Here is a 21,232-nt window from a genome sequence, read left to right as displayed (position 1 = left end):
ATCAGGACAAGGACCTAGCCGATGGCGAGCTTAAAGGACCTGCGGAATCGTATCCGAAGCGTCCAGTCGACGCGGAAGATCACGTCCGCCATGAAGGTGGTCGCGGCCTCGCGCCTCAAGAGGGCGCAGGACGCGGCCGAAGCCTCGCGCCCCTATGCCGTGCGCATGGAGCGGATGCTGGCCTCGCTGGCGCAATCCATGGCCGGCCTGCCGACCGCCCCGCCGCTGTTGGCGGGCACCGGCAAGTCGGACACGCATCTCGTGATCATCGCGACCTCCGACCGCGGTCTCGCAGGCGGCTTCAACGCCGTCATCCTGCGCGAGGCCCGTCGGCAGATCCGCGCGCTGCAGGCCGAGGGCAAGACCGTCAAGATCATGACGATCGGCCGCAAGGGCCGCGATGCGATCAAGCGCGAATTCCCCAAGCTGCTGATCGACAGCGTGACCGACATCGGCCGCAAGGGCGTGCATTTCTCGGAAGCCAAGAGCGTTTCCGAGGCGGTGCTGACCCGCTTCACGGCCGGCGAATTCGACGTCGCGACGATCATCTTCGCCAAGTTCAAGTCGGCCATCTCGCAGATCGTGACGGTTCAGCAGCTGATCCCGTTCGGCGCGCCGGTCGCCGCCGCGGACCCGGCGGACGAGGTCGCGGGTGCCATCTACGAATTCGAGCCCAGCGAGGAAGAGATCCTCGCCGAGCTGCTGCCGAACAACGTGGGCATCCAGATCTTCACGGCGCTGTTGGAGAACGCGGCCAGCGAGCACGGCTCGCGCATGACCGCCATGGACAACGCGACGCGCAACGCCGGCGACATGATCAAGGGCCTGACGCTGGTTTATAACCGCACGCGCCAAGCCACCATCACGAAGGAACTCATCGAGATCATCTCGGGCGCGGAAGCGCTCTAGAGGCTCGTCTCGCTTAAGGAAAAGAAGTCATGGCCAATACCAGTGTGGGGACGATCACCCAGGTCATCGGTGCCGTCGTCGACGTGCAGTTCGACGGCGTGCTGCCGGCGATCCAGAATGCGCTCAAGGTCGATATCGCGGACCGCAACCTCATCCTCGAGGTCGCCCAGCATCTGGGCGAAAGCACCGTCCGCACCATCGCCATGGACACGACCGACGGCCTGGTACGCGGCACCAAGGTGTCCGACACCGGCGGCCCGATCATGATGCCGGTCGGCCCGGAGACGCTGGGCCGCATCCTGAACGTCATCGGCGAGCCGGTCGACGAGCGCGGTCCGGTCGGGGCCACGCGCTCCCTGCCGATCCACCGTTCGGCCCCCGACTTCGTCGACCAGTCGACCGAAGCCGAGATCCTGGTCACCGGCATCAAGGTCGTCGACCTGCTGGCGCCCTACGCCAAGGGCGGCAAGATCGGCCTGTTCGGCGGCGCCGGCGTCGGCAAGACCGTGACGATCATGGAGCTGATCAACAACGTCGCCATGAACCACGGCGGTTACTCCGTGTTCGCCGGCGTCGGCGAGCGGACCCGCGAGGGCAATGACCTCTATCACGAGATGATCGAAGGCGGCATCATCAAGACCGACGGCCCGGGCTCCAAGGTGGCGCTGGTCTATGGTCAGATGAACGAGCCGCCGGGCGCCCGCTCGCGCGTCGCGCTGTCGGGCCTCACCATTGCCGAATATTTCCGCGACGAGGAAGGCCAGGACGTGCTGTTCTTCGTCGACAACATCTTCCGCTTCACGCAAGCCGGTTCGGAAGTGTCGGCGCTGCTGGGCCGTATCCCGTCGGCGGTGGGCTATCAGCCGACCTTGTCGACCGACATGGGCGCGCTGCAGGAACGCATCACCTCGACCAAGAAGGGCTCGATCACCTCGGTGCAGGCGATTTACGTGCCCGCCGACGATCTGACCGATCCGGCGCCGGCCACCTCGTTTGCCCATTTGGACGCGACGACGGTGCTGTCGCGCTCGATCGCGGAAAAGGCCATCTTCCCGGCGGTCGATCCGCTCGACTCGACCTCGCGCATGCTCGACCCGCGGGTCATCGGCGACGAGCATTACGAGACGGCGCGGTCGGTCCAGCGCGTGCTGCAGCAGTATAAGTCGCTGCAGGACATCATCGCCATCCTGGGCATGGACGAACTGTCGGAAGACGACAAGCTGGTCGTGTCGCGCGCCCGCAAGATCGAGCGCTTCCTGTCGCAGCCGTTCCATGTCGCCGAAGTGTTCACGGGCACCCCCGGCGTGTTCGTGAAGCTGGAAGACACCATCAAGGGCTTCAAGGGCATCGTCGAAGGCAAGTACGACGACCTGCCGGAAGCGGCCTTCTACATGGTCGGCACGATCGAAGAAGCCCAGGAAAAGGGCCGCAAGCTCGCCGCCGAAGCGGCCTGATCCGGTTCGAGATAGAGTTCGGCATCCTTCCCGGCGACGGGATGGGATGCCAGGTGAAAGGTCCCTGACGTATGGCCGAGAAGGTTAAGTTCGAACTGGTCTCACCGGAGAAGATCCTCCTGTCCGAGGCCGTCGAGATGGTCGTCATTCCGGGTGCCGAGGGCAATTTCGGCGTGCTGCCCGGCCACGCGCCCCTGATCTCCTCGGTTCGCCCGGGAACGATCGAGGTGTATGAGGGCAGCACCATCGCCGAGCGCATCTTCATCGCCGGCGGCTTCGCCGAAGTGACTCCGGAGCGCTGCACGGTGCTGGCGGACGAGGCCGTGACCGTATCGTCGCTCGATCGGGGCGCCGTCGAGGCGGAACTGGCCGCGGCGACGACCCGCTATGGCGAGGCGCTCGCCGTCGCAGAAAAGGGCAATGATACCGACAAGCTGCGGTTCAAGGCCGCAGAGCGGCAGCTCGCGGTTGCGACCGCAAAGCACCAGGCCGTGGACGCTTCCGTACGCCATTGAGCCCTGGAGGAACCATCGCACGGCCGGCCTTGTTGTCGCGAGGCCGGCCGTCATGTTTTCAGGGGCTTACGGAACGACGCCGCTGATGGCATATAATCGCGATCATGCGTAAGCTGCGAGCGAGTCGCAGACCACAGATTAGGTGAGTTGATGTCGCACTGGACCTTGGACGACGTACCCTGGAAGGAGTTCGATACCGCCAAGGTGGATCCCGAACTCGTCCGGATCGTCAAGGCAGCCAGCCTCGTCGAATATAATGGGCACGAATATGTGAAGTATTTATGTAACGTGTTCGATGATGATGCCGCGCTGCAGGCCGACGTTCGCCGTTGGGGCGGCGAAGAGGTACAACATGGCGAGGTTCTGGCCCGCTGGGCCAAGCTCGCCGATCCGTCATTCGACTTCGACGCGGCGTTCAAGCGCTTCACCACCGGCTATCATCTGGAAACCCAGGTCGACGCGTCGATCCGCGGCTCGCGCGCCGGCGAGCTGATCGCCCGCTGCATCGTCGAGACCGGCACCAGCTCCTACTACACCGCGCTCGCCGACATCACCGACGAGCCGGTGCTGAAGGACATCTGCAAGAAGATCGCCGCCGACGAGCTGCGCCATTACAAGCTGTTCTATTCGAGCCTCAAGACCTACCTGGAGCGCGACGGGCTAGGCTTCTGGGGTCGCCTCGGCATCGCGGTCGGTCGCATCCGCGAGTCCGAGGACGACGAGCTCGCCTACGCCTATTATGCCGCCAACCATGCGGACGAGCCCTATGACCGGCAACGCTGGACCCGCGCCTATATCGGCCGGGCCTATTCGGTCTATCGCCAGCACCACGTGGAACGTGGCATCGCGATGGTGCTGAAGGCGGTTGGGCTGCCGCCCAACGGCAAGCTGAACCGGATCGCCTCCCGCTTCGCCTGGTTCACCATGCGCACCCGCGCCAAGCGCTTCTCACGCTACGGCACTATCGCGGCCGCCTGATCGCCGACACCGTCGAACATATGCGAACGGCCGCCCCCTGGGCGGCCGTTTTACCTAAGCGAAGCTGGTCAGTAACCGGCATTTCGGTGATGGCGAAAGCCAGTATGTAAACTGCATCGACGGCGAGGTCGCAACGGTAAAGCGCATCATAGCCCGAGTTGCCGAATTCAATGATGAGCCCACGAAATTCCGGGAAATCCGTATAGGGACGACCAATCTCCGGTGTCGTTTCCAGGATAGCCAGCTGCCGTTCTATGGTTTGATCGGCGCGCCTCGCAGCCCGCTGATTTGAACACGACCCCTTGAGATCGTCATCGATCTTCACCGACGTCGCCAAGGGCCGCGCCGCTACAAGGTATTACCTATCGATAAGGTAGGTATCGATTGCAGATTTGTCCGTCGGCCGCATGCAAGGCAACGTCAGAGCCCGATCGCTTTCAGCTTCGGCTCGAACGCCGCCAGCACCGCTTCGTAGACCGGTCGCTTGAACGGCACGATCAGGCCGGGCAATTGCGACCGCTCTGCCCAGCGCCAGGCGCCGAACTCCGGGTGTTTCGTCGCAATGTCGATGTCCGCGTCGGTGCCGGTGAAACGGAGCGCGAACCAGCGCTGGGCCTGGCCGCGCCATTTGCCGCCCCATACCTTGGCGCGCAGCTCCGGCGGCAGGTCGTAGGTCACCCAACCGTCGCTCTCGAACAGGATCTCGGCCTTGGCCGTGCCGATCTCCTCCTCCAGTTCGCGCAGCGCCGCCTCGGCGGGACGCTCGCCCTTGTCGATGCCGCCCTGGGGCATCTGCCAGGCATCGAGATCGGAGTCGGTTCGACGGCCGACCCAGACCCGACCCTGGCCGTTCAGCAGCATCAGGCCGACGTTGTGCCGGTATTCCGGCCCCGGTTCCGGCACGAACGGCAATGTCACGGACATGGATTATTCCTGTGCCTTGGCAGGGGCTGCATGCGGCTTGGCGCCAGCCGCGGGGGCCTCTTTCGACGGCGGGGCCGCCTCCTTCGATGCAGGAGCACCCTCTTTGGCGGCAGGGGCTGCGGCACCGCCCGCGTTTTCGACATCCTTGTTGGCGCCCGGCGCATCGCCCTTCTGCGGCACCTGCTCCTTGGTCTTGCCGATCACTGCCGAGACCGGCGCCAGCACCATGCCGCGATCCTCGAGCCCCTGGGCCCAGGCGGACACCCGTTCGAACGTGACCGGAAAGGGCGAGCCGATCCCGACCGCCGCCCCGTTGCGGCGCGCGATATCCTCGAGCTCGGCAAGCCTCTTATCGACGCCGGCGCGGGTGGCGTCCTTGTCGATCGCACGATTGGACGATGCGAAGGGCAGCTTCAGCTCGGCCGCCAGTGCGGGGATCGCCGTCTGTGCGGTCTCGCGGTTGTCGACATAGAGCAGCCCGCGTTTCTTCATCGAGTCGAGCATGGGCATGATGTCGTCGCGCGCGGTGGTGAAGCGCGAGCCCTCGTAGCCGACGAGGCCGACATAGCCGGTGCCCTGGCTCAATACCCAGTTGAACCGTTCCATGTTCTTGGCCGGTTCGAGCGCCGTCAGCAACCCGTTCGGACCCGCATCGTTGCGCGGGTAATCGACCGGCTCCATCGGCAGAGTCAGCATGACCTCATGCCCCGCAGCACGGGACAGGTTGATCCATTCGCCCAGCTTGCGCGCATAAGGGTGGTAGGCCAGAGTCACGCCGGCCGGCAGATGATTGATCGCAGCATCGGTCTGCGTCGCCGACATGCCGAGCGAGCTGATGATCAAGGCGACGCGCGGACGCTTGTCGGCGAGATCGAACGGCCGGGCATAGACCTGCCAGGGCAGCCGTCCGTCACGGCCGATCACCGGCAGATAGCCCGTGGCGACCCGCTCGATCAGGTCGACGTCGGGCGCGGGCGCCAGCGCCTGTCCCTTGGTGTAGCCAGGCGCCGGTGCGGGCACGCTGCCCGGCGCGGCCGGCGGCGGCAACAGAGACTGTGGCGTGTCGGCGTTTGCCACCGGCGTCCTGGCGGCGGGAACGGGTGGTGGTGCCTCGACCTTCGCTGCCGGCGGTTCCGGCGCGGGCCCTGGAGCTTCAGGTGCCGCCGCCTGCTGCTGGGAATCGGGAGCAGGAGCGGGCGACTCCTCAGCCGGGGCTTCGACCGCCTTGGGGGCCGCCGGCAGCGCAACGGCGACGCCGCGATCAGGCAGCGGTCCGCTGAGCGTCAGCCAGAGCGCGCCGCCGGCCAGCACCAAGACGACACCTCCGGCCGCAATGGCAAGGGGCAGCATCCGGCGCGGGCCGGGGTCCATCGGTTCCTCGTCCGGCGACAGCCTGCGCTCCACCATGGTCAGGCGGTCCCGAGGCTCAGTCCACCGCCCGGGTGTTGAACAGCGACACACCCTTCAACAGATCGAGCGCCCGGCTCAGCTGATAATCGTCCGCCTTGGCCGAGGCCGTCGGATCGACCACGTCGCCCGGCATCGGCGGGGCGGCGTCCGGATCCTTCGCCGCGGCCGGATCCTTCGACGTGGCCGAGATCTTGGTGGCGGCCGCCTTGGATGCATCGTCGGGGTTCTTCAACGCGCCCTTCAGATCGGCCTCGTGCAGGCGCTCGGCGCCACCGATCTTCTCGATCTTGGCGGGTTCCACCAGGATATCCGGCTCGATGCCCTTGGCCTGGATCGACCGGCCCGACGGCGTGAAGTAGCGCGCGGTGGTGAGGCGCATCGCGCCTTGCCCCAGCACGGGGATGATGGTCTGCACCGAGCCCTTGCCGAACGACTTCGTGCCCAGCACCACGGCACGATGATGGTCCTGCAGGGCGCCGGCGACGATCTCCGACGCGGATGCCGTACCGCCGTTGATCAGGATCACGACCGGCAGGCCGTTGGTCATTTCGCCCGGATGGGCATTGTAGCGCTGCACGTCTTCCGGCCGGCGGCCGCGCGTCGAGACGATTTCGCCGCGATCGAGGAAATCGTCCGACACGGCGATGGCCTGGTCGAGCAACCCGCCCGGATCGTTGCGCAGGTCGAGCACGACGCCGGTCAGCTTGCCGGCCTGGGTCTTCAGCTTCTTGAACGTGTCCTCGAGCTCGGTCGACGTCTGCTCCTTGAAGCTCGAGATCCGGAGATAGGCGATGTTTTCGCGCTCCAGATGGCCGCGCACGGAGGCAACCTTGATGATGGCGCGGGTCAACGTGAGATCGATCGGCTTCGGCTCGCCCTCGCGGCGCAGCGTGATCTTGATCGTCGTGCCCGGCGCGCCGCGCATCTTCTCGACCGCTTCGTTCAGCGACAGGTTGACGATCGGATCGCCGTCGAGCGCCACGATGTAGTCGCCGGCCTTGATGCCGGCCTTGGCGCTGGGCGTATCGTCGATCGGCGAGATGACCTTGACCAGCCCCTGGTCCTGCACGACCTCGAGGCCAAGCCCCCCGAACTCGCCGTGGGTATCGACCTGCATGTCCTTGTAGGCCTTGGCGTTCATGTAGCTGGAATGCGGATCGAGCGAGGTGAGCATCCCGCTGATGGCATTCTCGACCAGCTCGTCATCCTTGACCGGCTCGACATAGTCCGACCGCACCCGGTCGAACACTTCCGCGAACAGGTTGAGCGCCTTGAACGTGTCGGCGTTCCCGGCCTGGGTCGGCGGCGCGGCGCCGGCCGGCTCAAGAAGGACGAAGAGCGCGGCCCCGGCCGCCAAAGAAAGTCGCCGCATCATCCACTCACTTTTCCATCGCGTGCCACCAGCCACGGCAGCGGGTTGATAGGCTGACCTTGTCGCCGCAATTCGAGATAGAGGCTCGGATTGGGATCGCCGGATTTCATCACACCAACCGGCTCGCCCGCTACAACCCTTTGACCCACCGTCGCTTCGATCTGATCGATTCCAGCCAAGAGCGAATGATATCCCCCGCCGTGATCGATGATCAAGATTTGGCCGTAGCCCTTGAAGGGGCCGGCGAACATGATCTGGCCCTCGAACGGCGCGACGACCTGGGCCGAGGCCCGGGTCCGGATGGTCAGGCCCTTGGTATCCTGGAAACCATCGCTTTCACCGAAGCGCTTGACGATCTCGCCCGCCACGGGAACGGCATACTTGCCCGGCTCGAGTTTCCGCCCGCCGGATCGCGGCGCCAGCGGGTCTGTCCCCTTAGCCCGTTCCGGGGGTGCGACCGCGATCGCAGCACTTTCGGTCATAGTGTCGCGGGGGGCGAGTTCGGCCAGTTTGCGCCGTGCTTCGGCCTTGGCGGCTGCCTCGCGCTCGGTTTTTTGCCGCGCTTCCTCGGCGCGCTTGCGCTCCGCCTCCGCCCGCTCCTGCCGCTCGCGCTCCAGCCGCTGGATCAGGTCCTTAAGGTCGCTCGCTTCGGTGCCCAGCGCCGCGAGCTTCTTCTGGGTCTGGCCCTGCGCCTCGCGCGCCTGGCCTTCGAGCGCCGCCTTCTGGCGGATCACGAGGCCGATCCGCGTCCGCTCCGCATCGAGTGCCGTCTGCTTCTGCGCCATTTCCGTGCGCTTGGCGGACATTTCCGCCTTGAGCCGCTTCACCTCGACGAGCGTCGCCTGCAGTTCCCTGGCCGAGGCTTCGAGCTGCGGCACCGCCGCCGCCAGCAGCATGGCGCCACGCACCTGATCGACCGGCGAGGCCGGCCCGAACAGCATTGCCTCGGGCGGGTTCTGCGACAGTTTCTCGAGCGCCGACAATAAGCCGGCCTCGCGCTCCTGGTCGGCGGCCAGCGCCGTCTGCTTCGCGGCGGCCTGGGTATCGAGCGTCTTCAACTGGCCTTCCAACTCGGTCAGGCGTTCCTCGTAGTCCTGGGCGCTTTTCGCGGCGGAGACGGAGGCGTCCTGCAGGCGGGCACGCTCGGCTGCCAAGGCAGCCGCCTGCTTGTCGAGCTGCTCGCTCTGCTGCTTGCCGGCTTCGAGCTTCTGCTCGACCGCCTTCAGCTTCTGGTCGGGAGCGGTCTGGGCCGCGGCCGGTGCGCCCGAGAGCAGGAGCGCCAGCACCCCGAGCCCGAGCGGTCTAGCCCCGGCCAACGGCGGCGGCAGCCGGGGCCACCGGCGGCACGAGCAGCGATTGCCCGGTCATTTCCCTGGGCTGGGGCAGGCCGAGCAGCGCCAGCAGGGTGGGCGCGATATCGGCGAGCTTGCCGTGGTGCGGCGCGATCGCCTCGACCCAGGCGGGGCCGTTGATCAGCACCAGCGGCACCGGATTGGTGGTATGGGCCGTGTGCGGCTGTCCGGTCACCGGATCGGTCATCTGCTCGACGTTGCCGTGGTCGGCGGTGATCAGCAGCGTGCCCTTGGCCTGGGTCACGGCCTCGGCCAAGCGCCCGAGGCAGGTATCGACCGCCTCGACCGCCTTCTTCGCCGCCTCGATGTTGCCGGAATGCCCGACCATGTCGGCATTGGCGTAATTCACCACGACCACGTCGAACTTGCCGCCACGGATCGCGTCGACCAGCTTGTCGGTCACCTCGAACGCCGACATCTCGGGCTTCAGGTCGTAGGTCGCGACCTTGGGCGACGGCACCAGGATGCGTTCCTCGCCCTCGAATAGCTCTTCCCGCCCGCCGTTGAAGAAGAAGGTGACGTGGGCATATTTTTCCGTCTCGGCGATGCGCAGCTGCTTCCAGCCGGCACGGGACACGATCTCGCCGAAAGTGTTCTCCAGGCCGTCCGGCGGGAACACGGTATCCAGCAGCTTCTTCAGCTCGGTCGAATAATCGACCATGCCCAGTGCCGCGGCGAACTTGGTCGGCGTGCCACGGTCGAACTTGTCGAAGTTGGGATCGAGCAGCGCCGACAGGATCTCGCGCGCCCGATCGGAACGGTAGTTCGCCATGAAGATGCCGTCGCCGTCCTTCATACCGACATAATCGCCGATCACGACCGGCTTCACGAACTCGTCGGTCACGTCGGCCGCGTGGGAAGCCTCGACCGCCTGCACCGCATCGTCCGCCTTGGTGCCCTTGGCCGAGACGAGCGCGTGGTAGGCGGTCTCGACCCGGTCCCAGCGATTGTCGCGGTCCATGGCGTAGAACCGGCCGACGATGGTCGCGACGGCGATGCCATTCTCGCCCTCGATGTCGTGCTGAAACGTCTTCAGATATTCGCCGGCGCTCCTGGGCGGCGTGTCGCGGCCGTCGAGGAAGGCATGGACGGCCACCTTGATCCCGGCGTCGGCCAGGATGCGGGCGAGGGCCGCGATGTGGCGCTGGTGGGCGTGCACGCCGCCAGGTGACATCAGGCCCAGCAGGTGCGCCGTGCCGCCGGTCTGCTTCAGCGTCGCGATGAACTTGCCGATCGCCGGTTCCCTGGCCAGCGAACCATCCTTGATCGCCTTGTCGATGCGCGGCAGCTCCTGCATCACGACGCGGCCGGCACCCAGGTTCATGTGCCCGACCTCGGAATTGCCCATCTGCCCGTCCGGCAGGCCGACATTATGCTCGCTCGCCTCGATCGTACCGTGCGGCGCATGCTCGGTCAGCCGGTTCCAGTTCGGCGTATGCGCGAGCCGGATCGAGTTCGAGGCGCCGTTCGGCAGGTAGCCCCAGCCGTCGAGGATGCACAGGACGACGGGGCGGATGGCGGGCGAGGGCTTTTCAGTCACGGGTGGGGCTTCCCTGGGATCGATCGGTGGCGGAGACTATCTCATGCACCGGACGCGCGGTAGTGTCCCGGACGTTGCCGAAAAAACGTCATCGCGCCCGGCTATACATCGGTCAACGCCACAAGCCCGGAGCCGTCCCATGTCCGATGCCGATGCCCTGATCGCGCTGTTCGCCCGCCATGGCGGCGACGGCTATTTCGGCGAACGCGTCACCCAGGCCGAGCATGCGCTGCAGAGCGCGGCACTGGCCGAAGCGGAAAACGCCGATCCGGCGCTGGTCGTCGCAGCCCTGCTGCACGACGTCGGCCACCTGATCCATACCGGCGGAGAGGACATCGCCGAGCGCGGCATCGACGCCCGGCACGAGGCGATCGGTGCCACCCATCTGGCCCGCCTGTTCGGGCCGGCCGTGGTCGAGCCCGTGCGGCTGCATGTCCCGGCCAAGCGCTATCTGTGCGCCATCGACAAGGGCTATTGGCAAGACCTGTCGCCAGCCTCCAAGCAGAGCCTGGAGCTGCAGGGCGGCATCTTCGGACCGGACGAGGCCGAGGCGTTCGCGAACCTGCCCCAGGCGCAGGACGCGGTCCGCCTGCGCCGCTGGGACGACCAGGCCAAGATCGTCGGGCTCGAGACCAAGCCGGTCGACGCCTATCGCACCATGATCATCGAGGTCATGGCGGCCCATCCGGCGCGCTGAGCGCGGGTGCGGCGTCCTTCAGCCCGACGCCGGTCAGGTTCAGCGCGCGCGCCTCGGTCAACAGCCAGGCGAGCCGCTGGGCAGCGGCGTCGGGTGTCAAGCCGGCGCCGTGGATGTTCGAGACGCAATTGCGCGCGGCATCGACCGTGCCCGGGCGCGGCCGCCAGGTGAGGTAGGCGCCGAGCGAGTCGGGCGAGCTCAGGCCCGGACGTTCGCCGATCAACATCAGCACGAGCGTGGGGTCGAGGATCGCCGCTGCGGCATCGCCCAATGCCACGCGCGCGCCCTCGGCCAGCAGCAGGGGCGCCAGCCGCCAGCCCGGCAACCGCGCGATCAGCGCTGCCACCACCGGCACGGCCTGGCGCTCGATCGCGGCGGCCGACAGCCCATCGCCGACGATGATCAGCAAATCCGCCCCCGTCTTCTCGCCCGCCAATGCCGCGGCCGAGGCATCGGACAGGCGTCGCCCGAGATCGGGCCGCGTCAGATAGGTCGCCCGGTCGGCCGCCTGGCTGGCGACCCGCCGCACCGGCAGGAGCGCGGCCAGGCGCGTTTCCAGGCCGTCGAAATCCGGGCGGGTCAGCACCGCGTCGCGCGCGGCGGCGTGGGCGGCCTGGAACGCCAGCAGCGCGCGGGTCGGCTGCCCCGGCCCGGCATGGCCCAGGCCGATACGCGCCGGCGTCGCCTGGCGCAGTTTCGCCCAGGGATCGCGGGTCGGGCTGGTCATGTGCCGGCCAGCAGCGCGAGGCCGGCCGGCAGAAGGGTGCCGGCGCGCCGGTCCGCCCGGTCGAACACGCCCATCCGGATCAGCCAATCCTCGAATTCCGGCGCCGGCGGCTTGCCGGTCAGCGCGCGGACATAGAGCGCATCATGGAACGAGGTGCTCTGGTAATTCAGCATCACGTCGTCGGCGCCGGGCACGCCCATGACGAAGGTGCAGCCGGCTGCCGCGAGCAGGGTCAGCAGCATGTCCATGTCGTCCTGGTCGGCCTCGGCATGGTTGGTGTAGCAGACGTCGCAGCCCATCGGCAGGCCGAGCAGCTTGGCACAGAAGTGATCCTCCAGCCCGGCCCGGATGATTTGCTTGCCGTCATAGAGATATTCCGGGCCGATGAACCCCACGACCGAATTGACCAGCAGCGGCTCGAATGCCCGCGCCACGCCATAGGCCCGCGCCTCGATCGTCTGCTGGTCGCAGCCGCGGTGGGTGCCGGACGACAGCGCCGAGCCCTGGCCGGTCTCGAAATACATCACATTGTCGCCGACCGTGCCGCGACCGAGCGCCAATGTCGCCGCCCGCGCCTCGGCGAGCAGGCCCAGGTCGATGCCGAACGCGCTGTTCGCCGCCTCGGTGCCGGCGATCGACTGGAACATCAGGTCGACGGGCGCGCCGGCCTCGAGCGCCGCCATCTGGGTCGTGACATGGGCCAGCACGCAGGATTGCGTCGGGATGTCGTAGCGCTGACGGACATCGTCGATCAGCCGCAGGATCTCGCCGACCCGCCCGACCGTATCGGAGGCCGGGTTGATGCCGATGACCGCGTCGCCGGCGCCGTTCGCCAGGCCGTCGAGCAGGGAGGCCGCGATGCCGGCGGGATCATCGGTCGGATGATTCGGCTGCAGCCGGGTCGAGAACCGCCCCTTGAGACCGATCGTGTTGCGAAACCGGGTGACGACCTCGATCTTGGACGCGACCAGGATCAGGTCCTGCGCGCGCATGATCTTCGACACGGCGGCCGCCATCTCCGGCGTCAATCCCGGCGCCAGTGCCGCCAGCACCGCGCCGTCGGTCGCATCCTGCAGCAGCCAGTCGCGAAAGCCACCGACGGTCAGGGCGGCGACCGGAGCGAAGGCGGCGGCGTCATGCGTATCCAGGATCAGCCGCGTCACGGCATCGGCCTCGTACGGCACCACCGCCTCGTCGAGGAAACGGGCGAGCGGCAGGTCGGCCAGCGCCATCTGGGCCGCGACCCGCTCGGCGGCGCTGCCGGCCGCGACGCCGGCCAGCACGTCGCCCGAACGCAGCGGCGTCGCGCGCGCCATCAGGCTTTTCAGATCGTCGAAGCGATGGACGGTTCCGGCGACCGTCGCGCGATAGGCCAAGCGCGCCTCCCTTACGGTAAATGCCAAGCCGCGAGCGTGACCGCAAATCGGACGGACGGCAAATGCTTCGCGTCGGCCGACGGAGCGCGCCAAGCGCGTTGACTTTCGAGCCCGCCCGCGTCGAGGCTCAGGGGCACGATTGGTTGCACGGGAGCATCCGAGATCCACCCCTCTTCTGGGCGTCCGTCATCCTGGCTCGCCGCCGCCCTGCCCGGCTTTGCCGCGGTGTTCGTCGGCGTCGGGCTCGGGCGCTTTGCCTATACCCCGATCGTGCCGTTCCTGATCCAGGACGGCATCGGCCCGATCGCCGGCAATTATGCCGGTGCCGCCAACCTCACCGGCTATTTCCTGGGTGCCGCGCTTGCCTATCGCATCGGCGCGCGGGTCGGACCCGGCCGGGCGGTGCGCGGCGCGCTGGTGTTGACCTTCGTCAGCTTTCTCGCCTGCGCGACCCCGCTGGGCTTTGCCTGGCTCGCCTTCTGGCGCCTGGTCGCCGGCGTGACGGGGGCGGTGCTGATGATCCTGGGCGCCTCGCTGATGCTGAGCCGCGTCGAGGCCGGCGCGCGCGGACGGGCGGCCGGCGTCATCATGACCGGCGTGGGCCTGGGCGTGATCCTCGCCAGCGCCGCAATCGCGCCGCTGGCCGACCGCAGCGTGCGCTATGTCTGGTTCGCGCTTGCCGGGCTCGCGCTGATCGCGACGGCTGGATCTTGGCGCGCCTGGCACGAAGGCCCGCGCGCCTTGGCCGATCCACTGCCGAGCGGTGCCTCAGGACGGTTCGGCCCGACGATCCTGCTGATCGTCTTCGCCTATGCCTGCGATGGTGCCGGCTTCGTGCCGCATACGATCTTCTGGGTCGATTATGTCGCCCGCGACCTGGGGCTGGGTCCGACCTGGGGGACCGTCAGCTGGCTGGGATTCGGCATCGGCGCCATGGTCGGGCCGATCCTGGTCGGCGTCCTGGCCGACCGGCTGGGGCTGGGCCGCTCGCTCGTCCTGGCGTTTTTCGTCAAGGCCGTGGCGGTGGCGCTCGCGATCGTCACGTCGGCGCCCCTGGCCTTGACGCTTTCGGCCTTCCTGGTCGGCGCGTTGTCGCCCGGCTTGGCGTCGCTGATTTCGGCGCGGCTGCACGAGCTGGTCGATCGGCAGTCCCATGGCAAGGCCTGGGGCCTGGCGACCCTCGGGTTCAGCGCCGCCCAGGCCGCGGGCGGGCTGGGCATGAGCAGCGCCTTCGCGGCCACCCGCTCCTATCCACCGATCTACGGCGCCGGCGCGTTGCTCGAAACGGTCGGGCTGGCGCTCGCCGCCTGGGCCTGGATTTCGGCGCGGGGCCGATAGCCGCTGACCTGCATGCCGTCGCTCGGCAGCAACCGTGTGAAGAACAGAGACGCGAACGTCGGCAGGATCGCGATCAATGGATAGACGATGGTGAATTCGGCCGCGGTCACCGTGCCGCCTTCGCCGACCAGCAGCCCCAGCAGGGTGGCGCCGATCGCGACGCCGAAGCTCATCGCCAGCTGCTGGCCCACGCTCGATACGCTGGTGGCGCGGCTCATCATGTCCGGCGGCACGTCGGCATAGCCGAGCGTGTTGAGGCAGGTGAACTGGACCGAGCGCATGAAGCCGAACAGCAGCAAGTAGCAATAGAGCAGGACGTGCGGCGTCGCGTCGGTGAAGGCCGCCATGCCGGTGATCACGAAGCCGACCAGCACGCCGTTGCCGATCAGCAGCTTGCGGAAGCCGAAGCGGCGCAGGATCGGCGGCGAGGCCGATTTCATCAGCATGGCGCCGAGACTGCTGACGAAGGTGATGGCGCCCGACTGCATCGCCGTCATGCCGAAACCCAGTTGCAGCTGGAGCGGCAACAGGAACGGCACGGCGCTCAGGCCCATGCGGCAGACGCCGCCGGCCAGGACCGACAGGCGGAAACTGCGCAGTCGGAAGATCTTGAGATCGACTGCCGGATTGGGCGTGCGCCGCGCGTGCCGGCGATAGAGCGCCATGCCGCCGATCGCGATCGCGACCAGCGCGATCTCGCCCCACAGCGGCACCAGCTGCCGGCCGGCGCTTTCCAGCACCAGCTCGGTCGAGGCGAGTGCGGCGCCGCAGATGACGAAGCCCGCGAAATCGAAACGCGGCGGCGTCGGCATCTTGGCGTCTTCGATGTAGCGCATGGCCAGATAGATGCCGACCAGCCCGATCGGGATGTTGATGTAGAAGATCCAGCGCCACGAGGCATAGGTCGTGAGGAACCCGCCGACCAGCGGACCCATGGTCGGGCCGATCAGCGCCGGAATGGTCACGTAGGTCATCGCCTGGACCAGCGCCTCCTTGGGAAAGGAGCGCAGCAGGATCAGCCGGCCGACCGGCGTCATCATGGCGCCGCCGAACCCTTGCAGGATCCGTGTCGCCACCAGCATGGCGAGGCTGGTCGACAGGCCGCACAGCGCGGAGCCGACCGTGAACATCACGATGGCGCCGCAAAACACGTTGCGCGCGCCGAACCGGTCGGCCACCCAGCCGCTGATCGGGATGAAGACGGCGAGGCTCAGCAGGTAGCTCGTCACCGCCAGATTGAGATGCAGCGGGCTTTCACCCAGGCTGCGGGCGATCTGGGGGATGGAGGTGGCGATGATCGTGGAATCGAGATTTTCCATGAACAGCGCGCAGGCCACGACCAGCGGGATCAGCAGCCGCAGCTTGGGATCGGTCGCGGTCCGATAAACCGGCGGGAGGGGATTGCGCGGCGGATCGATCATGGGAACTCGGGACTGGCCGCCGCCCCGGGGGCCGCGGCGATGCGGGCATCGTGCGATATGGAGAGCATTCTAAGCATTTCGCGACGGATCAGTCTGCCAAACTCGTCCGGGCAGCCATGTCGGCCTGCTGCGGATCGCCGCAGCACGAAATGCAAGGAGCCGGCCCCATCCCGTGAGCCGGCTCCCGATGTCCCGATCGTGGGATCGCGATGCTATTGAACGATGCGCCAGGTCCCGTCCTGCTGGCGGCAGGCGACGCCGCCGGAGGGCTGGGTCACGCCGTCGACCACGACCGTGGTCTGGTAATTGCGGCAGAAGGACTGGTCATAGGCCGGTGCCGTCGGCGGCGGCGCATAAGCGACGGATGGGGGCGCATAGGCGACCGGCGGCGCATAAGCCACCGGCGGCGGATAATAGTAATAGGGATCGTAGCCGTAGCTCCAGGGGCTGAGACCATAGCCGCCGATGAACACGTTGCCGCCCCAGCCGCCGCGACCCCAGCCACCGCCGTGGAAGCCGCCGCCGTGGAAACCACCGCCATCGTGAAAGCCGCCGCCACCACCGTGAAAGCCGCCACCCCCGCCATGTCCGCCGTCGGCATGGGCAGCCGGAGCCGCCAATGCCAAAACCCCGGCCATCGCGGCGAAAACGAGAGATTTGATCATCACGGCACTGACTCCCTGCGGCAAGTCTACACACTGCATTTGGGAAGTCCGCTTGCCCTCAGCGAGGGGGCATCGTGTAATTAATTGTCGCGGCAGGCCTGCTTCGAGGAGAGGGGATAGAATGCGTATCGCCATCGTGGGTGCCGGAGCGGTCGGCAGCGTCATCGCCGGCTATCTGCTGGAGCATGGCCAGCATGAGGTCAGCCTGCTGGCCCGCGGCCCGCATCTGGGCGCGATCCGGGAGCGCGGCCTGCTCGTTCTGTCCGGCGACAAGCGCATGGCGAGCCGGCCGCTGGCCAGCGACGATCCCCAGGCGCTGGGACCCCAGGACGCGATCATCATCACCGTGAAGGCGCACGCCCTGCCCGCCCTGGCGCCCCGGCTGGCGCCGCTGCTCGGACCCGGCACACTCGTCGTCTCGGCCCAGAACGGCGTGCCGTGGTGGTATTTCTACGGGGCGGACGGGCCGGAGGCCGATACGCCGTTCGACACGGTCGATCCCGGCGGAGCGGTCTGGCGCGCGCTGGGGCCGGAGCGCGCCATCGGCTGCGTCATCAACATCCCGGCCTCGATCACCGAACCCGGGGTGGCGCACCACGCCGGCCGCCTGCGCCTGCATCTGGGCGCACCCCGGGCCGGCGAACACGGCGACGCGCTGGCCGCGATCGTCCAGGCGATCGACCAGTCCGGCATCGCGTGCAACCAGACCGACCGGATTCGCGACGAGGTCTGGTCGAAGCTGCTGCTCAACAACGCCTCGGGCACGGTCAGCGTGCTGACCGGCCGCACCATGGGCGAGATCCGCGCCGAGCCGGCGTTGCTGGGCACCCTTGCCCGCCTGATGCGCGAATGCCTGGCTGTCGCCCACGCCTGGGGCATCGAGATCGCCGACGACGTCGACGCCGAACTGGCCAAGGGCGTCACGGCGCCGCGCCACAAGACCTCGATGCTGCAGGACTACGAAGCGGGCCGCCCGCTCGAACTGGGCCCGATCGTGACGGCGGTGATCGAGCTGGCGAGGCGGCGCCAAGTGCCGGTGCCGACGATCGAGAGCCTGTGGGCGCTGACGCGGATCAAGCTTGGGGGATAAGCATCAATTGAAGCGGATGGTCCGATCTGGAGTGAGTTGGCTGCAAACAGGACGTACCGCTGCGGCTTGGATGGACCGAGGCCGGATATGCTACGATCGAGAACTTACCGCGCAGGAATCGAGTTGCGCGGCCTACCGCTGGGCGATTAATACTTTTAAAGGTGGAACAGACACGGGCATCCTAGATCACTCCAGATAAAGGTGCTCGAGATACATGATTATCGACGCGAACCAATCTCCAGTGATATTAGGCAAAATCGGAGATCTGCGCTTCAATAACGATGCGGACGCGTCTATAATAGGTTGATGAGGCAAAGACAGTGAGCGCATTGGCAGACGATATACCGACCATGCGCTCGATCTCGCCATTCCGCTATCCAGGCGGTAAGGCATTTTTGTACAAGTATCTGCTCGGCCGCATGGAATCTCTTCCATCTCGGCCGCGTTACTATGCCGAGCCGTTCTGCGGCGGAGCTGGCGCAGCGGTGATCCTTCTGAAGTTGGACGCCGTCGATCAAATCCACCTCAACGACGCCGATCCGAAGGTCTACTCGGCGTGGAAATCCATTCTCGAAGAGCCTGATCGTTTCGCAGAAGCGATCCTCGAAACGCCTGTCGACCTTGAAACTTGGCACGCGTCTCGCCGGATCGTAGAAAGCGGCAGCGGGGCCAGCTTTGACCTGGGTTTTGCGACCTTCTTCCTCAACAGGACGAGCCGCTCGGGCATCGTGATCGGGGCCGGGCCGATCGGCGGCTATGATCAGCGGGGGAATTGGAAGATCGATGCTCGCTTCAACCGTGACGCCCTAGCCGAGCGCGTTCGCTGGTTGGGGTCGATGAAAAACCGTATCGAACTGACTCAGGAAGACGCCCTCACCTTCCTCTCTAGGTCGCCCAGCCGCCTGCCGATCAACCAGACTCTCTTCTTCGTCGACCCCCCTTACGTCAAGGCCGGCGGTCGCCTCTATCTGAACGCTATGAACGAGGGTAAACATATCGCGCTCAGCGACATGCTTCAGGACGGTATGCTCCCGCACTGGATACTGACCTATGACGATCACCCGCTAATCCGCAGCCTCTACAGCCAGCAGACTATAAACGACCTTGCAGTCACGTACAGCCTGCAGAAAAAACGCAAAGAACGCGAAGTCCTGATCAACGATCACGCGGCTTGAGCGTAGGTAACAAAGTCTTCAAGCCACTGGATAAGATCGCCGAGACGGTCGGCATCATCGATCAGCACGCCTTGCGCGGCCAGTTGCGCCCCTTGCCAGGCGCGCAGCGGGAGCCGTAACCGATCGAGAATGGCCATGTGAAACAGGTGCTGGGTATTCCAGAATGCTTCATTCACTACCCGATAAGGGATGACGGTGACGTAGACAAGGTTTCCTGTCATGTGATCAATCATGTAGGCTTTTGCGAAGACGCGCGCATATTCAGCCACAGGCTTGTCTGGCCAGTTCTTCCCGCTTGCCGTCTGTCCAAAATAAAACGCCGTAGGCGGCGGCATGCGTTCAGCCTTCCAGGCGATAACGTCGACGCCACCATCTTTTTCGTGGGGTGATACGTAAGGGCCGGGAGGATTTCTGGCGCTGAATCCACCTCCCGCCGCGGCCGCCCGGGTGAGAAGTTGGACGATGGTCTCCCCATTTTTCCGAGGCCAGCCAACGCTAAAGGCCGGCCCCTCCGACAGGCCCGCCAGTCCTAAGGTCGCGATGATTTGGAACGCATCGTTTCTCAGTCGTATCAGCAGTTCACCAACCGGTGGTCTACGAAGGATTGCCGAACCGGTCACATGGGCCGTGACCAAGCATATGAGGTAGAACGCAAACTTGTAGTCACGCCAGTTGTCATCGCGAAGAAGTTCTTCCCCGGAGGCAGTAAGTTCGAAGGGATAGGCCTCACCGAGCATGTATCGCCGCTTCTCAACCTCGTTTTCTATCCGCTCGATAAGCTGCTCGCGTTGCCGGTCGTGTTCTCCGATATTGTCTTCGGCCGTTTCTTCCAGCTCCGACAGCGAACCAAGTAGGTCGTCGAGTCTCGCGAGACCGAACGCGTTAAACAGTGCGGTCAGTTCCAGCCAATCGACGAGATCGTCGATCTCTAAGGCGAGCGTGGGGGGATCAATCGGATTGATCATTTACGGCTTGTTCGCCGCGATGCTGGAGATCGCCGCATCAATGTGAAATTTGACAATATTTGCGCGCTTTACTGTCGAGTCAGCGATCCTTTGCAACTCAGGCTGGGCTTGGGGATCGAACCCCTCCAAGGTCGAGACCGCATGTTGCAGTTCCGCGTTTGCGGCGATCAGATGCCTCTGGAATCGGACGTCCACCGGCGTGGCAGTGATAATCGCCTCATCAAGGTTATTGCGTTCGGCCAAGATGCTGATCGCTGCTGGCGAGGCCAGAACCTCGCGCAGTCGCCCAAGGTCGGGGTTCTGACTTCTGACCACGGGCTCCATGTCACGTTCCTTGGAACCATAGAGCCAAGTTAGCAATTTGCGCAGCTCATCGAACTTCTGCGGAGGGACTGGATTGCTATTCGGATCAGCGGTGCGGTCGGGTCGATCCACACCCAGGTAGTGGGTAAATTCCTCGTAAGAAAGCCCCGTGTAAAGGTGAGAGAAGCTGAAGGATTTCTTTTTTCGATCGTTGATATCGTAGAGATGGTTCCGATCGGCTTGATCTAACACATAGAGAGCGACGACCATCCTGTGTATGGTCATGTGTTGGTCGCCCATTCGACTGGCGATCTGTTGCAGCGTCAAGTACTGTTGGCCGGCGTCCCTCTTACGGTGCTCGTCGTTCAGCCATCGTGCAGCAAAGCGAGCCTTTGCGAAGGCATCCCAAGATTGTGGGCCATTAATATGCTTGAAGCCAATCAAGTCTCGCGCTTCATCCTCGGTGGCTACGCGATAGGACAATAGCTCGTTCAGCGTTTCGCGCTGTGCTGATTCCATTGGTGGGGTGGAGATACGCGCCGCCCTGGCCAGTTCTGGATCACGCAGGGCCTTGACGGCCGCAAGACGTCGATTGCCCTCCAGCACCGTGAGGCGACCGTTGCGCTCAATAACGATCAATGGCTCGATGTTGATATAGCCGCTGGTCGATATGGACTGAATAAGTTCCGACAGGTCCGCTGATGTCGCAAGCATGGAGACGACCGCGCTATCACCCGAGTCGGAGGGCCGTTTGTCTGGCGTGAAGCGAGGATTGTTCTCGTCGAAGTCAAGGAGTTCAACCGGCACCATTTCCGCCTGACCGAGAGGAGGAAAGCGAACAGTGCCGTCACCCATGTGAAGCCCTCATAGACTGATTTAGCGCAGAATATCATCCACGCCGCCCCATGGCGAATAGCAGAGTCCATTAGACCCAGCGCGATTCGTGTGTCACACCGCATAGAATTTAGCAACTAATTGCTTTAGCATACAATCCTAGCAATGCCTGTCCGCGTTTTGTCTG

Annotated in this window: 20 protein-coding genes; 8 read left to right on the top strand and 12 right to left on the bottom strand. The window is 65.6% G+C overall.

All coding sequences use genetic code 11. From position 1 onward, the window contains the following. Nucleotides 1-21 precede the first annotated feature (21 nt). The 4 genes from VGV37_RS25175 to VGV37_RS25160 all read left to right on the top strand — a co-directional run bounded on the left by VGV37_RS25175 (nucleotide 22) and on the right by VGV37_RS25160 (nucleotide 3,856). A complete protein-coding gene (locus tag VGV37_RS25175; RefSeq protein ID WP_326882547.1) occupies nucleotides 22-909 on the top strand; it encodes a F0F1 ATP synthase subunit gamma in 888 nt (295 codons plus the stop codon). A 29-nt stretch (nucleotides 910-938) separates the two neighbouring features. After that, nucleotides 939-2,363, top strand: coding sequence for a F0F1 ATP synthase subunit beta (gene atpD, locus VGV37_RS25170; protein WP_326882545.1), 1,425 nt, complete (start codon nucleotides 939-941; stop codon nucleotides 2,361-2,363). 71 nt (nucleotides 2,364-2,434) lie between these two features. Further along, the gene (atpC, locus tag VGV37_RS25165; RefSeq protein ID WP_326882544.1) at nucleotides 2,435-2,878 is read left to right on the top strand and encodes an ATP synthase F1 subunit epsilon; all 444 of its coding nucleotides are present in this window, start codon (nucleotides 2,435-2,437) and stop codon (nucleotides 2,876-2,878) included. Nucleotides 2,879-3,028: 150 nt separating this feature from the next. Then, nucleotides 3,029-3,856, top strand: coding sequence for a ferritin-like domain-containing protein (locus VGV37_RS25160; protein WP_326882543.1), 828 nt, complete (start codon nucleotides 3,029-3,031; stop codon nucleotides 3,854-3,856). Here VGV37_RS25160 and VGV37_RS25155 read toward each other — a convergent pair. The 6 genes from VGV37_RS25155 to gpmI all read right to left on the bottom strand — a co-directional run bounded on the left by VGV37_RS25155 (nucleotide 3,840) and on the right by gpmI (nucleotide 10,454). Beyond that, entirely contained in the window at nucleotides 3,840-4,181 is a 342-nt protein-coding gene (locus VGV37_RS25155; RefSeq protein WP_326882542.1) for a type II toxin-antitoxin system RelE/ParE family toxin, read from the bottom strand. The genes VGV37_RS25160 and VGV37_RS25155 overlap by 17 nt on opposite strands. Nucleotides 4,182-4,276: 95 nt before the next feature. Beyond that, nucleotides 4,277-4,780, bottom strand: a complete 504-nt coding sequence (locus VGV37_RS25150; RefSeq protein WP_326882541.1) for an RNA pyrophosphohydrolase — start codon at nucleotides 4,778-4,780, stop codon at nucleotides 4,277-4,279. Nucleotides 4,781-4,783: 3 nt separating this feature from the next. Next, the gene (locus tag VGV37_RS25145; RefSeq protein ID WP_326882540.1) at nucleotides 4,784-6,187 is read right to left on the bottom strand and encodes a divergent polysaccharide deacetylase family protein; all 1,404 of its coding nucleotides are present in this window, start codon (nucleotides 6,185-6,187) and stop codon (nucleotides 4,784-4,786) included. 19 nt (nucleotides 6,188-6,206) lie between these two features. Further along, nucleotides 6,207-7,565, bottom strand: coding sequence for a S41 family peptidase (locus VGV37_RS25140; RefSeq protein ID WP_326882539.1), 1,359 nt, complete (start codon nucleotides 7,563-7,565; stop codon nucleotides 6,207-6,209). Further along, nucleotides 7,562-8,878 carry a murein hydrolase activator EnvC family protein gene (locus VGV37_RS25135; protein ID WP_326882538.1) on the bottom strand — a complete coding sequence of 439 codons (1,317 nt, stop codon included), beginning with the start codon at nucleotides 8,876-8,878 and terminating at the stop codon, nucleotides 7,562-7,564. Before VGV37_RS25135 ends, VGV37_RS25140 begins: the two co-directional genes overlap by 4 nt. Continuing rightward, nucleotides 8,865-10,454 carry a 2,3-bisphosphoglycerate-independent phosphoglycerate mutase gene (gene gpmI, locus VGV37_RS25130; RefSeq protein WP_326882537.1) on the bottom strand — a complete coding sequence of 530 codons (1,590 nt, stop codon included), beginning with the start codon at nucleotides 10,452-10,454 and terminating at the stop codon, nucleotides 8,865-8,867. The genes VGV37_RS25135 and gpmI overlap by 14 nt, the downstream gene beginning before the upstream one ends. Nucleotides 10,455-10,593: 139 nt before the next feature. On the opposite strand from gpmI, the gene VGV37_RS25125 reads away from it, so the two are divergent. After that, a complete protein-coding gene (locus tag VGV37_RS25125; RefSeq protein ID WP_326882536.1) occupies nucleotides 10,594-11,151 on the top strand; it encodes a phosphonate degradation HD-domain oxygenase in 558 nt (185 codons plus the stop codon). Here VGV37_RS25125 and eutC read toward each other — a convergent pair. Further along, nucleotides 11,126-11,878 carry an ethanolamine ammonia-lyase subunit EutC gene (gene eutC, locus VGV37_RS25120; protein ID WP_326882535.1) on the bottom strand — a complete coding sequence of 251 codons (753 nt, stop codon included), beginning with the start codon at nucleotides 11,876-11,878 and terminating at the stop codon, nucleotides 11,126-11,128. The two genes, VGV37_RS25125 and eutC, sit on opposite strands and share 26 nt — an antisense overlap. Further along, on the bottom strand, nucleotides 11,875-13,254 hold the full coding sequence (locus VGV37_RS25115) for an ethanolamine ammonia-lyase subunit EutB (RefSeq protein ID WP_326882534.1): 1,380 nt from the start codon (nucleotides 13,252-13,254) through the stop codon (nucleotides 11,875-11,877). Before VGV37_RS25115 ends, eutC begins: the two co-directional genes overlap by 4 nt. 225 nt (nucleotides 13,255-13,479) lie before the next feature. On the opposite strand from VGV37_RS25115, the gene VGV37_RS25110 reads away from it, so the two are divergent. After that, complete coding sequence (locus VGV37_RS25110; RefSeq protein ID WP_326882533.1) at nucleotides 13,480-14,592, top strand: YbfB/YjiJ family MFS transporter; 1,113 nt, start codon at nucleotides 13,480-13,482, stop codon at nucleotides 14,590-14,592. On the opposite strand, the gene VGV37_RS25105 is transcribed toward VGV37_RS25110, so the two are convergent. Further along, nucleotides 14,514-16,013 (bottom strand): DHA2 family efflux MFS transporter permease subunit, encoded by a 1,500-nt coding sequence (locus VGV37_RS25105; RefSeq protein WP_326882532.1) that lies wholly within the window; start codon nucleotides 16,011-16,013, stop codon nucleotides 14,514-14,516. The two genes, VGV37_RS25110 and VGV37_RS25105, sit on opposite strands and share 79 nt — an antisense overlap. Before the next feature lie 212 nt (nucleotides 16,014-16,225). Then, a complete protein-coding gene (locus VGV37_RS25100) occupies nucleotides 16,226-16,681 on the bottom strand; it encodes a hypothetical protein (RefSeq protein WP_414638094.1) in 456 nt (151 codons plus the stop codon). A 118-nt stretch (nucleotides 16,682-16,799) separates the two neighbouring features. Between VGV37_RS25100 and VGV37_RS25095 the strand changes: the two genes are divergently transcribed. Together VGV37_RS25095 and VGV37_RS25090 are read left to right on the top strand one after the other, a co-directional pair. Then, nucleotides 16,800-17,768 carry a 2-dehydropantoate 2-reductase gene (locus tag VGV37_RS25095; RefSeq protein WP_326882531.1) on the top strand — a complete coding sequence of 323 codons (969 nt, stop codon included), beginning with the start codon at nucleotides 16,800-16,802 and terminating at the stop codon, nucleotides 17,766-17,768. Between the two features lie 350 nt (nucleotides 17,769-18,118). Beyond that, the gene (locus VGV37_RS25090) at nucleotides 18,119-18,943 is read left to right on the top strand and encodes a DNA adenine methylase (RefSeq protein ID WP_326882530.1); all 825 of its coding nucleotides are present in this window, start codon (nucleotides 18,119-18,121) and stop codon (nucleotides 18,941-18,943) included. Here the strand turns inward: VGV37_RS25090 and VGV37_RS25085 are convergent. Then, the gene (locus VGV37_RS25085; RefSeq protein ID WP_326882529.1) at nucleotides 18,931-19,908 is read right to left on the bottom strand and encodes a hypothetical protein; all 978 of its coding nucleotides are present in this window, start codon (nucleotides 19,906-19,908) and stop codon (nucleotides 18,931-18,933) included. The genes VGV37_RS25090 and VGV37_RS25085 overlap by 13 nt on opposite strands. Further along, nucleotides 19,909-21,066 (bottom strand): ParB/RepB/Spo0J family partition protein, encoded by a 1,158-nt coding sequence (locus VGV37_RS25080; protein ID WP_326882528.1) that lies wholly within the window; start codon nucleotides 21,064-21,066, stop codon nucleotides 19,909-19,911. It lies immediately after the preceding gene. Nucleotides 21,067-21,232 lie beyond the last annotated feature (166 nt).

It is taken from the genome of Aliidongia sp. (assembly GCF_035943795.1).
Lineage (GTDB): Bacteria > Pseudomonadota > Alphaproteobacteria > ATCC43930 > CGMCC-115725 > Aliidongia.
This window is presented reverse-complemented; position numbering and strand designations above follow the sequence as displayed.

Bases quoted from the DNA above. Each gene is read 5' to 3' on its own strand.
- VGV37_RS25175 (WP_326882547.1), top strand. From the start codon at position 22: ATGGCGAGCTTAAAGGACCTGCGGAATCGTATCCGAAGCGTCCAGTCG.
- atpD (WP_326882545.1), top strand. From the start codon at position 939: ATGGCCAATACCAGTGTGGGGACGATCACCCAGGTCATCGGTGCCGTC.
- atpC (WP_326882544.1), top strand. From the start codon at position 2,435: ATGGCCGAGAAGGTTAAGTTCGAACTGGTCTCACCGGAGAAGATCCTC.
- VGV37_RS25160 (WP_326882543.1), top strand. From the start codon at position 3,029: ATGTCGCACTGGACCTTGGACGACGTACCCTGGAAGGAGTTCGATACC.
- VGV37_RS25150 (WP_326882541.1), bottom strand. From the start codon at position 4,780: ATGTCCGTGACATTGCCGTTCGTGCCGGAACCGGGGCCGGAATACCGG.
- VGV37_RS25145 (WP_326882540.1), bottom strand. From the start codon at position 6,187: ATGGTGGAGCGCAGGCTGTCGCCGGACGAGGAACCGATGGACCCCGGC.
- VGV37_RS25140 (WP_326882539.1), bottom strand. From the start codon at position 7,565: ATGATGCGGCGACTTTCTTTGGCGGCCGGGGCCGCGCTCTTCGTCCTT.
- VGV37_RS25125 (WP_326882536.1), top strand. From the start codon at position 10,594: ATGTCCGATGCCGATGCCCTGATCGCGCTGTTCGCCCGCCATGGCGGC.
- eutC (WP_326882535.1), bottom strand. From the start codon at position 11,878: ATGACCAGCCCGACCCGCGATCCCTGGGCGAAACTGCGCCAGGCGACG.
- VGV37_RS25105 (WP_326882532.1), bottom strand. From the start codon at position 16,013: ATGATCGATCCGCCGCGCAATCCCCTCCCGCCGGTTTATCGGACCGCG.
- VGV37_RS25095 (WP_326882531.1), top strand. From the start codon at position 16,800: ATGCGTATCGCCATCGTGGGTGCCGGAGCGGTCGGCAGCGTCATCGCC.
- VGV37_RS25090 (WP_326882530.1), top strand. From the start codon at position 18,119: ATGCGCTCGATCTCGCCATTCCGCTATCCAGGCGGTAAGGCATTTTTG.
- VGV37_RS25085 (WP_326882529.1), bottom strand. From the start codon at position 19,908: ATGATCAATCCGATTGATCCCCCCACGCTCGCCTTAGAGATCGACGAT.
- VGV37_RS25080 (WP_326882528.1), bottom strand. From the start codon at position 21,066: ATGGGTGACGGCACTGTTCGCTTTCCTCCTCTCGGTCAGGCGGAAATG.